We start from the raw sequence: 13,122 nt of genomic DNA on the forward strand, positions 1-13,122 counted from the left end.
AGGTTTTAAGTTTCATATTGTCTAAAATTCCCTCGCTTATTTTTCAACCATTTTTCGAAAAGTAAGTCGGGGGAAGTCTATCGCGGGATGCAGGAGACAAAATTCAATTTTCACCGAGGAAAAGGTGTTAACGAGCAAGATTCATGAGAACAATTATCTGTAATTCATTTCAGAGCTTTTGGGATATGGCTGAAAACAAGCTTCTGGAAGGTCTGAATGTACATTGTGTATTTCCAGTGAATGACGGACTAAAAAGCTACATTTTGGAATATCAAAAAGAATACAAAATAGGAAAGATTTCATTTAGCAGCGCCGTCTTCCCTCATAGCTAACGTCCAACTTTACATGTATTAAAAACCAAGAAGAGGCCAACTGGCCTCTTCTTAGTTATATATTTGTATACTAGTTTTGAGCCAAACGCTGCTTTAATTCTGTTGCTTGCACATAGCCTGGCATCACCACACCATTTTCCAAAATAAGAGCCGGTGTTCCGTTGATTCCAATTTGCTGACCAAATTGATAGTGTTCCGCAACTGGGTTTGTACAGCTCAACGCATCTATCGAACCACCCGCTTTTGATACGTCCATTGCTTTTTGCTGATCCGTCGAACACCAAATTGACTCAAGCGTTTGTGCACTTTGGCTGTTCAAACCGGCACGCGGGAATGCCAAATATTGAATCGTAATACCTGCTGCTAAATACTCATCCATTTCACGATGCAATTTACGACAATAACCACACGTAGTGTCGGTAAAAACAGTGACTACGTGCTCTTCATTCGGAGCTTTGTAGACAATCATAGAATCGGCTACGTTTGCCATCTGCTTACTGGTGAATTTAGCCATTGCTGCTGAGGATTCATTGACAACCCCATCTTCCAGTGAATACAAGCTACCTTGAATCAATTGCTTGCCATCTTCTTTAACGTAAAACAGACCACGGTCGGTGATGACTTGTACAAAACCACTGATTGGCGAAGGTTCAGCAGAATGTACTACTAAGCCTAAACCTTGAAGGGCTTCATTCACCGCTTTGGGCGTCTCTTGCGCCCACACTTTAAATCCCGCAGCCAACCCAACGATGACAACCAACAATTTTTTCATAATAGTTCCTATTTTTAGTAATTCAGTGGCTAAGGCTTCAATTCGCCTCCGTCGGAAAAGAATTACACGCCACCTAATAACATGACCTTATACCGCCAACTTATCTTTCAAACCACTGCTTCTTTCAGTTTGTGCTTGCACACCTTGGCTCAATACTGTTGGTGACGTATACAGCTTCAACGTTTTTTTAGCTCGTGTTATACCGGTATAAATAAGCTCCCGAGACAACACTGCGCCCGCCTGAGTCGGCAATATCATCCACACATGTTCAAATTCACTACCTTGAGATTTGTGAATTGTCATTGCATACGCTGTCTCGTGTGGCGGCACTCGACTAGGGAGCACCGAACGCACCTCACCATCACTTTGCTCAAAATACACTTTAAGTCTGTCGGCTTCAGGGTCATACACACAAAGCCCGATATCACCGTTGAATAAACCCAATGTATGGTCGTTCTCGGTCACCATAATAGGTCGGCCGTGATACCAAAGATCATCGACATCCTTAGTGATGTATTTTTGATGACGCAGTTTGGCTTCAACACGTGTATTCAAGCCTGTCACACCAAACTCCCCTTCCCTTACTGCACAAAGCAGTTGGCTTTGATTAAAGCTAGTCATTGCTGACTTCACTATCGAAGCAACACCGAGTGTTTCTTGCCTCTCTGTTAATGGTTCCAGAGTGGGTTTAAACATAGATTTGAGAATCGTTAAGTAACTTTTATAAGCTTGCGCGACTTGCTCTATCAATTCATTGTGACGGGAAGCATCTAAAGGACACAATTCAATATCATCAAATTGATGCTGGAATACTTGGTTAACTCGACCAAGATCACCATTGTTAACGGCTTTTGCTAACTGTCCAATACCAGAACGTGCGTCAAATCGATAACTTTTCTGCAGCACACATAAATTGTCTGACAAACTGGGCAGTGCTTGCTGACGCTCGATAGACGAAAATCCCGTTAGCTGACTCAACGCTTTGGCAACTTTACTGCTTTTTGGCTGGTTCGAGAAAGAGCAGATATCCGCCAATACCGCACCGGCTTCTACGGAAGCGAGCTGGTCGCGATCTCCCAATAGAATCACTCGCGTATGTGGTGGCAAAGCTTGAACCAAGTGGTACATCAGTGTCAGATCAACCATCGAGGCTTCATCCACCACTAATACATCCAAATGTAGTGGATTAGATTGGTTGTGACGAAAAGCAACACGATTTGGAATCACCCCCAGCAACCGGTGAATGGTACTGGCTTCAGTCGGCAGTTGAGCTTTGATTTCAGGCGCGACCGCCAAAGAATCAATCGCAGAAGACATAGACTCAGTAAGGCGCGCCGCCGCCTTACCTGTAGGTGCCACTAACTTGATGGTAGGCTGCTCACCACAGATAGTCAGCTCGACCAACGCCGCCAGTAATTTACTTACTGTGGTCGTTTTGCCAGTTCCTGGCCCACCCGAGATCACGGTAAAAGATTGCAGCAGCGCCGTTGCCGCCGCCACTTTTTGCCAATTTAGGCAAAGAGCAAGCGGCACAATCACATCCAGTTTTTCTAGATCATACTCAGATTTGGCGGACGCAAAACACGCAACCACGGCTGACCAGTCTATGGCGTGCTCGTCTACCACATCGAGTTGGTCACAGAGCCATTGCTTGAACTTAGGGCCATCCAAAGAGAAATCCACTTGCAGTTTAAACTGTTGCCAGATCCGTCGGTACTGTCTTGCAAAGTGGCGTTGCAAACACGCCTTGCCGTCGCTAACCAACTTTGCCTCAGACGTGTTCACTAATGCTCGCTGTTTGATTTGTCGCGCAAGTTGAACTTCAAAGTGCCAATAGCGTTGCAAATACAGCCTTTGACCGTCAAATACCAAAGGGGAAGGGTCTTGGTTTAGCAAGGAACTGGATTCAAGGACTTGCTGCACTTTCGATATATCATCAAAAAGGCCGAGCAAGTAATCATAATCTTCAACGCCCCAAAACAGTTCGCCGACAACGGTTTTTACTCGTGTGAGTTCAAGACAGGTGTGTCCTTTTCCAGCCAGTGCACTGGTTATCGCCGCCAGTGCAATGACGGTTTCATCATTTTCAAAGTCGCTGATCAAAAGAGAAAACTGCTTATCTAGTCGACGGATTCGCTTTTGACTGCAAGCCTGGTCCAAAATTTTTTCGATTCGACTGTGCATTATCCCAAAAGCTCCATTTGTCCACTTTCGTCTTCTATTGCGGGTAACCCATCGATTAACCGATCTAATGCCATGACCAACTCTTGCTTTGGTTTGGTAGCAAACACCCCTTGCTGGCTCTCACCGTTCATTCCGCGTAAAAACGCGTAAAACACGCCGCCAAAATGGGTCTGGTATTGGTAATCAGGGATACGAGTTTTCAAAAATCGATGCAACGCCAAGGTGTAGATTTGATATTGCAGATCATATCGATGCTCTATCATGGCATTCGACAGCTTAGTTGTGTCGTAATCGGTAAGATCATTGCCCAAGTGATTGGATTTCCAATCCAGCACATAATATTTGCCTTGATGGACAAACACTAAGTCGATGAAGCCTTTTAGCATCCCCTGTACGGTTCGAAATTCTAACTCACCCGCCTGACTCGATAAGGCATCGTATTTATGAGTTACTTGATTCACATGCAGTGCTTCCAGAACTTGAATAGGCAGTAAAAACTCCATCTCCACCAAGAGTTCGTTAGGGCGCTTACCTTTTAAGCATAAGTTTTTACCGTCTAATGGTGTCGACAACACGGTATCCACTAAGGTTTGTAGTGTTGGCAGCCAAGACTCATCTATTTGAGCTTTGTCCATCAAGCTGACCAAAATCTCGGTATTGGCTTCACTGCTCCCAGACTCTTGATAGTGAACTTCTTCAAATACGCTGTGTAAAAACGTACCCGGTGTGGCACCGCGCGGGAAAGTAAAAATGTTTTGCTCGGGCTGCTGTTGCAACTCTTCCAGTTCGGATTCTGGTGCCGATTCAAGATCTAACCCCGGAACTTCAAACTCAACGTCCAAACCTTTGCCATGTGGAGATTGTTTTACTAGCGAGGAGTAACTGCTCATTCGCCAATTTGAATCAATGTCACCACGGAATTCGTTAGCTTCAATAGTTTCGTTTTGGTTCGTTTCAGGAACCCAAGCTTGCTCAGGTGGCAAAGGTAAGTCAGTGACGAGTATGTTGCTGCCTGCCGCTGACGTGGCAGACAATTTGTTGAGACCTTCGCCCAGTGCGCTCGCTTCGGCTTGCTCACCATTTTGGATCAAATAACCGATTGCAGATAAATGCGCTGCGGAAAATCCGGTTTTCCGTCGCGGTGATAATGGCGCGGCACCAATAAAACAGCCATAAACGGCTCGCGTTAATGCCACGTAAATTAGTCGTAGATCTTCGGCTAGTCGCTCATTGTCTGCTAACTGTATCGATTCTGGTTGCTGTTCAATATCTAGGTAAGTTTGCTTGGCATCGCTGTCAAAAAACTTCGCTTGATTGGCTTCTCGATAATTAAAGGCAAAGGGCAAATACACCAAGTCGTATTCTAATCCTTTGGATTTGTGAATAGTGATCACTTTGACCAGATCGCGCTCAGATTCAAGTCGTTGAATCGCTTCATCTGAATTTCCAGTCTCCGCTTGTAAAATGGCATCAGACAACCATCGGATTAATGCCGTGGGACTTTCTAATGTTTGACTGGCTTGCTGCAATAACTCCGACAAATGCAGAAAGTCGGTCATCCCTCGCTCACCGAAATGACTGCTCAATAAGGTTTGCGCTAATGAAAACTGGTTTAATAACAGCCTCAACATCGGCTGAACACCACGTTGCAGCCACGTCACTCTGAGTTGCTTAAACCGATTAACAATCGCATCCCATTCCGCTTCGTTTTCAAAAAAGTGAAACAGCTGATCGAGCGGATAATTAAATAGCGATGAGGCCATCGCAGCGCGAACTTTACTTTCATCTTCAGGGTGCATGACCGCAGGCATAATTCGCGTGAGTTCAGTGGCTACTTCACTTTGAAATACGCTATCACGATTAGATAGATACACGCTAGCAATGCCCTGCCTTGCCAGTTGTTCTTTGACTAATTTCGCTTCGCTGCCCGTTCTCACTAATACCGCAATATTGCTTGGTTTCACGCTGTGGGGTTTCGAATCTGCCACCAATTCGATTTCCCCCTGCTGTGACAACGCTAAGATTCGATGAATATGATTGGCACAGGCTTCCGCCATAGCAACTTGATATTGCGTTTTTGAGGTTAACTCTTGCTCTTCATCGAGCCAGAATTCCAACGCCGCTTGTCGCTGCCCATTTTGTTGCCAATAACTTTGCTCACCGTTAGGGCGAGCATTGACTGGATAAAAAGGAATATCGTCATCGTACATGAAGGGCGAACTGGCTTGCGAAAATACGTCGTTGACCGCGGACACCATGTCTGACGTTGAGCGCCAATTGGTAGACAAGGTGTAGTGAGCACTGACCTGATTACGGGCTTGAATGTAAGTGAAGATATCTGCACCGCGAAATCCGTAAATCGCTTGTTTCGGATCGCCAATCATAAACCAGCCACAATCTGGGTGCTGCAAATACACCTTTTGAAAAATTTGGTACTGAAGTGGATCGGTGTCTTGAAACTCATCTATCATCGCGACCGGATATTGCTCGCGAATTCGCTGCGCTAACGTCTCACCTTGTGGATTGTTTAGCGCCGTCGCCAAATGACCCAGTAAGTCATCAAAAGACAGCCAGTGTTGCCGCTGCTTGGCTTTGGCAAGCCGCTCTCGGCAATCTTTGATGGCACGCGCCAAAATAATGGGTTTGATGGAAGCTGGTCGCTCGGTCAACGATTCTATCGCAACAAATATCGGCAACTCTGGCGCTTGTCCTTTCGCGGTTTTCGCCAACAGTTCTGACTGACTGAACTTTTTGAGCTCATCTGGTACAGCCAAGCCTTCGGTTGGTTGTTCAGCCCAAGCACTGACTGCCGCTATCCATTTGGGAAGAGAGGTTTTGCTATAACTGCGCTTACTGACATCCGAGTTGGCAATACAGCTGGCGATGTCCTCAACATTGGCTAGCCATTGCTTCTTGAGCGCCGCCAGCGATTCTAAGTTGCTTTGATAGGCTTGAGTCAGCTCTTGATCTTGATAGTCGCCTAAAAACTGCGGCAGTGGCCCACTAAGAAAACCTGAAATTTCCTTTGCAAGTTCATAAGGGGTTGCCCAGTTATCACGAACTTGTTTAATTAGGGGCAAAGGGAGATGGTAGAACTGGCTACGCCAAAAGTCAGCTACAACCAGCTGCTTTAATTCGGTTTCATCCGTGACAAACTCATGTTGGAAACGACTGCCGGATTCAAAAGCATGTTGCGTTAGCATGCGTTGGCAGAATCCGTGAATGGTAAAGATCGACGCTTGATCCATTTGCCTCTCGGCTTGAAGCAGAAGCCGAGCCGCCAAGTCATGATCGTCGGTTTGTTGCAACAATGGTGCAATTACCGGATCGCTGCTCTCTCCTCGGCTAAACGCCAGTCGAGCACTGTGGATTCGCTGCCGAATTCTGTCTCTAAGCTCTGCGGTTGCTGCCTCGGTAAAGGTCACTACCAATATTTGCTCTACCGAAAGGGGGTTGGCGTGTTTAGTTTGATCGTCGCCATGTCCCAACAGTAAGCGTAAATACAAACCGGCGATGGTAAAGGTTTTACCGGTTCCGGCTGACGCTTCAATTAAGCGAGCACCGTGCAGTGGAAATGACAAGGTGTCCAGCTGCGACGGTGTGGAGAGTGAACTCATTTGAAACCTCATTTATTTCTAATTAGCCATGTCTCTACAAAGACACACCTAGGTAAAGCCAGATAACGGCAACGAAAAACAATAGCCGAGTAAAATAGTAAAGTGTGATCAACACTAAGGAGTTGAAATCTCATCGACTTTTAATCGCCGCAAGATCCTTGGTTGAGAGTTGAATCACGGATTTCCCCCGTCGTCACTCGTAGACTCTGCGCTACGAGGTAACCAACTCAACCCTATGTGGTCCCTCTGACCCTGTGGCCGATCAGACACACCCTACACACTATAATGATGACCTGACGGCCACCTCACCTTTCTTCTCTTTTGTAATCAACCAACGACATTCTCGCAACTTCCAGAAACTCCCTAGCATTTGCTAGTACTTGCTCTGCAAGAGTGTCTTCCCACTCCGGCCAAATCCTAGCAATGTAGATATCGTCTCCTTCCCCACCCACATTAAAACCAGGCTCAAAAGCACTTTTCATTCTACTTTGCATTTTCTCCAGATCTGGCTCAGTCCATTTGCCGCGTACAAAGTTGGCTTCAATCCCTGCTAGTGCAGTTCTCGGGAAATACGCCAGAGGCTTACGGTTACCCTCAAAAAACGACGTCACATAATCTTGTAATAACCGCTGAGCACTTTGAGGATCGCCCATGACTGGAAACGTTTTATGGACCACCGTGCTTTGGCCTTTTTTAGATTCAACAGCAAACAGATGGGTAACTTGACTCGCACCCATAGCTGCCAGAGATAAATGATCAATCCAAGCCGCCAACACATCTTGTGCGCGCAACTTGCTGGTTCTAATTCGAATCACACCACTTTGATAACGCTGAGTGATCCACCCTTGCAACCTTAGCGCTTTACCCCACGGTGTTACTATGGTTAAGCGCAATTCTTGGTCATCCAAGGGTTGATATACAAACGGCTGAATCGCGCCAACCAATTGCTCGATGAGCGATTGATTCTCTCGAAAATCCAAGTCACCAAATTCACCAAACGCCAGTTTTCCCTGTGCGCGCTGCGTTAAAGATAGTGAATCCAGCAATTGTTGATAGCTCTGCGATTCCGCTTCTGAACCGGACGTGTTTTGCTTTGAAGAAGGGTTCTCTAACAGGGTATCTAATAATTGAGAGTTTAGTTGATAGCGTTCTAAGCCACTTAGGCGGTATGGCTCTTCGTCCAGCAGTTGAACTTGGTCTTTATCAAACCGGACACCTAGACGTCGCTGGAAGAAGTATTCCACGGGCAGTCGCCAAAAACGTTGCAACTCTGCCAACTCAAGTGCTTGCAGCTCAAGCAGCGTTCCCCACTCAAGTTCAAAAGCAGAGTTTGTAGGTACGCTACTAAGGTTTCCATCTCCTAAAAAGTTAACCAAAGGCAACCATTCGTTCGCAAAGCTCGGACGAGCATTGACAAACGCAGCTCTGCTGTAGGGCGTCATGGTATGTTCAACACACAACTTGCTTAATAGGGATTTACCCGAGCTGTCACTATCCAACCTTTGTTCGTCTACCAAACAATAGTTCTGTTCACAGTACTCCATCAACTCAGAAACCAACACCGACGGAATGCGCTCACTATTATCTTGAATAGAGCGGCCAACATAACTGATGTACAAGCTTTGTTGCGCGGAAATCAAGGCTTCGAGGAACAGATACCTATCGTCGTCACGGCGCGATCGGTCGCCTTGCCGCTCTCGTCCAACCATTAAATCAAAACCATCTTTAGGGACGTGCCTTGGGTAAATTCCATCGTTCATGCCAAGCAAACAAACCTGTTTAAACGGAATTGACCGCATTGGCATCAAGGTACAGAAATTAACTTGTCCCGCTAAGAAGCGCTGGCTGATTCTGGAGTTGACCAATTTGTCTTGCAGGTATTCAACAAAAATGGAAGGCGCCAACGGCTCATTCCAATTGGCTTCTTTTAACTGCTGCTCAAGCGCGCTGGCGATTTCTAGCACTTGATTTAAGGCAACTTCTTCATCCAACTCGACGTGGAATAAATCGTCAACAATGCCACGTAGCAGTTCACGCCAATCTTGAATGCTTTGTGTTTTGTTCAATTGGCTGCGGTAAAACGCGATGTTGTCGATGTACTCTGCCAATTTTCCGGCGAGATCGGCTTGCAACCCTTGAACTTCGCTGTAGGGCGCGATGGCATCATCCCCCTCAAACACCAAACCTGCGCCTGGCTCCATGGCATAGCCGAGCAACATGCGTTTGATTCCGTATTGCCACGTATTGTAATGGCAGCTCGGCACTTCAAAGTCGCTCGCGGTGTCTTGATTCAGTCCCCAACGAATCCCCGCTTCTTCAACCCAGCGTTTAGCCAGCTGAAACTCATCTTGGCTGATCTCAAATTTGGCCAAAATTGCCGGCGTTTCCAACAGCTCCAATAATTCAGAAGCCAAACCGCGACTACTTGGTAAATTAAGCACTGTGAGCAAAGCTTGATAGACGGCGTGCTCAACATCAGCACTTCGGTCGGAGATTGAAAAAGGAATATAACGGCGGCCACTCGCGTTACCAAATACCGCTTGAATCGCCGGACTGTAAGCATTGATGTCCGCCACCATCACAATCACGTCTTTGGGCTTGAGCTCTGGATCGTCTTGAAAGCGATGTAACAAGTAATCATGCAGTACTTCTACTTCCCGCATAGGACTATGACAGGCATGAAAGGACAAACTGTCGTCCAGTTTATCCAAAGCAAATTTGTGGCTGCTGTCAGTGAGTTTGCTGTCATCTTGATGATGAGTAAGATTGAGAATATCCGATTGAATCGCCTGTAACAGAGTTTGCGGTTCAATGTCGACAAAAGCTTCGATTTCAGCCGCCTGCAACTGTGACATAAGATACAAGTTGTCACGGCCAAGTTTGCCAAGCGAGGCCAACAGCGGATTGCCCGTTTCTAGGGCGTGTAAGTCTGAATCGAGTGAACCCGCTGTCGTTGCATAGTCAGACTGTGTTTTTTTGTCTTGGCTTTCCAGTGAAGACAATCCTGTGTATATATTTTGCCAATCGATGCGCTGGCGATACTTGTTGGCCAGTTTGGCTAAATATTTCTGGTCGCGTATCTCTCCCCAGTAATACTGACATGGGTTGGTAAACATCAGATGCACGTCGATGAACTTGCCCAGCGCACACAAGGATTCCAAATATTTTTCCGGTAACGCGGCAATACCAAACACAAAAAGGCGCGGCGGTAAGCCAGCAATCGGCTCTTGTCGGTGTTTCAGTGTGTCGAGAAAATCGTCGTACAAATTGGCGCGATGGTACGGCGATTGTCCCAAGGCAACTGTGTGATGATACAGCGCACGCCATAAAATAGGTTGCCACGGCTGCTCTCCGGCCAGTTCTTTAACCTCAATCCCTGCCTCCCAAGAGGCAATCCACTCTGGGCGATAAACCAGGTAGCCATCAAACAGATCAGCAATTTTTCCACACAGCTGATAGAGCTTCGAACCGTCTTCATCTTCCGCGAGATACTGAGCTAAATCGGCAAATTCTTCTTGCGCTAACAAGCTTGGCAGCAGCGACATCAATTTCCATGTCATCGATTCCTTGTTAAACGCACTGCGTTGCGGAACATCGGTTAACACATGTGTGAACTGCTCCCAAATAAAGGTCGCAGGCAGGGGAAAGTTAATATTAGCGGCAACACCGAGTTCAGAGGCGAGTTCCATCTTCAACCACTGCGACATACCTGGGCTTTGTACCAAGATTTGTTCAGCTTGGAATGGATTGTCTAAAGGCTGCCGCTTGATTAACTCAACCAACAACGATTTCAGTACATCCACCTGATTTGAATGATAAATCGTGAACACCGATGTATTACCTATGGTTACGCGAAGTTAACCTTGAGACTACCACACCACCGACGCTAAAAAACCCGACAAGCATAGCGACGCAGATCAAACACACAATTTTTGCGCAGACCGCTTGCTCACTGCACACTCTCACTACCTCACTCTGGACTTCACCTAACACAAACTGTATAAACAACCAGTAATTATTTTTCATTTCAAGTTAGAGGATGAACCATGGCTGTTATCGTCAAGTACGTGGTAGAACGTAACGGAGAAGAGAAGATGACATTTACCTCAAAAGCAGAAGCAGATGCTTATGACAAAATGCTGGATATGGCAGATGAACTCTTCGAATTGTTAGGCAAAAGCGAACTGGTTGAAGACGAAGGCCACCGCGAAAACTTAGCCATGTTCCTTGCGCAAAATAAAGAAGAAGTCCTGTATGCGCTGGGCGCAAAACGCAAGCCAGCACCAAAGAAGCCTAAGGCAGTCAAAACAGACGCAGCGGAAGAAGCTGATTCTAACCAAGACGCCGCTTAATTCACTCTAAGAGTCCTTGGGTGATGGTGACGGTAGAAGTCTGCATCGACAATGCAGAATCGTTGACTGCAGCAGTCAAAGGCGGAGCATCGCGAATCGAGCTGTGCTCTGCTCTCGCCCTTGGAGGGCTAACGCCGAGTGCAGGGCAAATGCAGCAAACGGCTCACTACCTACGCGAGTATGAACAGCATTCTGGCCGTCAGATTGCTACTTACGCCATGATTCGCCCTCGAGCCGGTGACTTTGTCTTCGACCGATTTGATCTGCAATCCATGTTGGCCGATATTCAAACCGCCAAAAACGCGGGGTTACAAGGTGTTGTGATTGGTGCATTGAACCCTCATGCTCTCCTTGATAGCGCCATCGTCGAACCGCTTTGTAGCAAGGCCAAACAACTGGGACTTGGTGTCACCTTTCACCGAGCCATCGACTTGTGCCAAGAACCACTGCAAGCCATTGACCGCTTAATTGAACTGGGCGTAGAAAGGGTATTAACCTCTGGCCAAGCCGACCATGTGCTAAACGGACTGCCGACCATTAAAACCTGGCAGCAATTTTCTGGTGACGGCTTATCGGTTATGCCCGGCTGTGGTATCAATGCCGAAAACGTTGCTCAAGTTGTTTCCGCCACGCAATGTCATGAAGTCCATTTGTCGGGCAAGGTATTGAGGCCAAGTGCCATGCAATACCGCAACCAAAAGCCAAGCATGGGAAGTCATGACAACCAAGATGGCAGTGTCGAAGTCACCTGTATGCAGCGTATTCAGCAAGTGGTTGAAAACCTAAGAGCTTTCGATTAAATCTCGTTATAGGGTTTTCAGTTTGCCCTTCACGCTTCCAAACTCTTGTTTTCCTTTCTTTCATTGCGTTTTTTTCATCGCACTGACAATTACTCTCTCGCCATCTCGACTCTCATTAATCATCGTATTTGGCTTGTGATTGCCTACATGGCTCAATAATCTCAAATCGAGTTTTGCTTTTGCGCCATTTTTGTCGCTATCTTGAATTAACCCCACTTTTGAGCGACCTGTTATGGCTGACAAAAAACTGAGTAAAAAGACCTATCTATCTGAGTTGGAACATCTGCAAATTGAGCTGGTTAAACTGCAAGAGTGGGTCAAAGCCAATGGGTTAAAAGTAGTGGTTATCTTTGAAGGCAGAGATGCGGCAGGTAAAGGTGGTGTCATCAAACGCATTACAGAAAAACTAAACCCACGAGTCTGCCGCGTGGCCGCACTGCCTGCGCCCACCGAGAAAGAAAAAACGCAATGGTACTTCCAGCGTTATGTGGCTCACTTACCCAGCGCTGGAGAAATCGTTCTGTTTGACCGAAGCTGGTATAACCGAGCGGGTGTGGAAAAAGTGATGGGGTTTTGCACGGATGAAGAGTACGACGAGTTCTTGCGCTCTTGTCCTGAATTTGAGCGCATGCTGATTCGCTCTGGCATTGTGTTGCTCAAATATTGGTTTTCCGTGTCGGATGAGGAGCAAGAAAAGCGCTTTAAAGAGCGAATAAGCACGCCAATCAAACGCTGGAAATTCAGTCCCATGGACTTAGAATCAAGGGCCAAATGGGCCGAATATTCAGAAGCCAAAGATAAGATGTTTGCCTACACCGACACCAAACAAAGCCCGTGGTGGGTGGTACCGTCAGATAACAAAAAACGAGCCAGACTCAACTGCATTAGCCATTTGCTTGATCAGTTTGACTATCACGGATTCAATTACCCGCACATTGAATTGCCAGAGATTAACAAAGAAGGCTATTTGCGCGCCCCTATGGGAGAACAGACTTTTGTGCCGGACAAATACTAGAGAACCAACGCCAAAAATCGGAAACTAGAGAGCGAGAAACTTTTGTTATT

General features: G+C 46.5%; 8 protein-coding genes. 4 read left to right on the forward strand and 4 right to left on the reverse strand.

Annotation, left to right across the window (positions count from 1 at the left end; translation table 11 throughout):
* Nucleotides 1-143: 143 nt before the first annotated feature.
* Entirely contained in the window at nt 144-332 is a 189-nt protein-coding gene (locus tag ACXAFJ_RS10335) for a hypothetical protein (RefSeq protein WP_475323226.1), read from the forward strand.
* Nucleotides 333-402: 70 nt separating this feature from the next.
* On the opposite strand, the gene dsbC is transcribed toward ACXAFJ_RS10335, so the two are convergent.
* From dsbC to recC, 4 genes are all read right to left on the reverse strand, one after another.
* Nucleotides 403-1,104, reverse strand: coding sequence for a bifunctional protein-disulfide isomerase/oxidoreductase DsbC (gene dsbC, locus ACXAFJ_RS10340; RefSeq protein ID WP_475323228.1), 702 nt, complete (start codon nt 1,102-1,104; stop codon nt 403-405).
* Nucleotides 1,105-1,191: 87 nt separating this feature from the next.
* Nucleotides 1,192-3,288 carry an exodeoxyribonuclease V subunit alpha gene (gene recD, locus ACXAFJ_RS10345; RefSeq protein WP_475323230.1) on the reverse strand — a complete coding sequence of 699 codons (2,097 nt, stop codon included), beginning with the start codon at nt 3,286-3,288 and terminating at the stop codon, nt 1,192-1,194.
* On the reverse strand, nt 3,288-6,905 hold the full coding sequence (gene recB / locus ACXAFJ_RS10350) for an exodeoxyribonuclease V subunit beta (RefSeq protein ID WP_475323231.1): 3,618 nt from the start codon (nt 6,903-6,905) through the stop codon (nt 3,288-3,290). The genes recD and recB overlap by 1 nt, the downstream gene beginning before the upstream one ends.
* A gap of 305 nt (nt 6,906-7,210) precedes the next feature.
* On the reverse strand, nt 7,211-10,735 hold the full coding sequence (gene recC, locus ACXAFJ_RS10355) for an exodeoxyribonuclease V subunit gamma (protein ID WP_475323233.1): 3,525 nt from the start codon (nt 10,733-10,735) through the stop codon (nt 7,211-7,213).
* A gap of 216 nt (nt 10,736-10,951) precedes the next feature.
* Between recC and ACXAFJ_RS10360 the strand changes: the two genes are divergently transcribed.
* From ACXAFJ_RS10360 to ppk2, 3 genes are all read left to right on the forward strand, one after another.
* On the forward strand, nt 10,952-11,257 hold the full coding sequence (locus ACXAFJ_RS10360; RefSeq protein WP_475323235.1) for a YebG family protein: 306 nt from the start codon (nt 10,952-10,954) through the stop codon (nt 11,255-11,257).
* Between the two features lie 20 nt (nt 11,258-11,277).
* Nucleotides 11,278-12,057, forward strand: coding sequence for a copper homeostasis protein CutC (locus tag ACXAFJ_RS10365; protein ID WP_475323237.1), 780 nt, complete (start codon nt 11,278-11,280; stop codon nt 12,055-12,057).
* Between the two features lie 232 nt (nt 12,058-12,289).
* Nucleotides 12,290-13,072, forward strand: coding sequence for a polyphosphate kinase 2 (gene ppk2 / locus ACXAFJ_RS10370; RefSeq protein ID WP_475323238.1), 783 nt, complete (start codon nt 12,290-12,292; stop codon nt 13,070-13,072).
* The last annotated feature ends 50 nt before the right edge of the window (nt 13,073-13,122 follow it).

Source organism: Vibrio sp. ABH4_348, from assembly GCF_056159765.1.

Bases quoted from the DNA above. Each gene is read 5' to 3' on its own strand.
- recD (WP_475323230.1), bottom strand. From the start codon at position 3,288: ATGCACAGTCGAATCGAAAAAATTTTGGACCAGGCTTGCAGTCAAAAG.
- ppk2 (WP_475323238.1), top strand. From the start codon at position 12,290: ATGGCTGACAAAAAACTGAGTAAAAAGACCTATCTATCTGAGTTGGAA.
- dsbC (WP_475323228.1), bottom strand. From the start codon at position 1,104: ATGAAAAAATTGTTGGTTGTCATCGTTGGGTTGGCTGCGGGATTTAAA.
- ACXAFJ_RS10335 (WP_475323226.1), top strand. From the start codon at position 144: ATGAGAACAATTATCTGTAATTCATTTCAGAGCTTTTGGGATATGGCT.
- ACXAFJ_RS10360 (WP_475323235.1), top strand. From the start codon at position 10,952: ATGGCTGTTATCGTCAAGTACGTGGTAGAACGTAACGGAGAAGAGAAG.
- recB (WP_475323231.1), bottom strand. From the start codon at position 6,905: ATGAGTTCACTCTCCACACCGTCGCAGCTGGACACCTTGTCATTTCCA.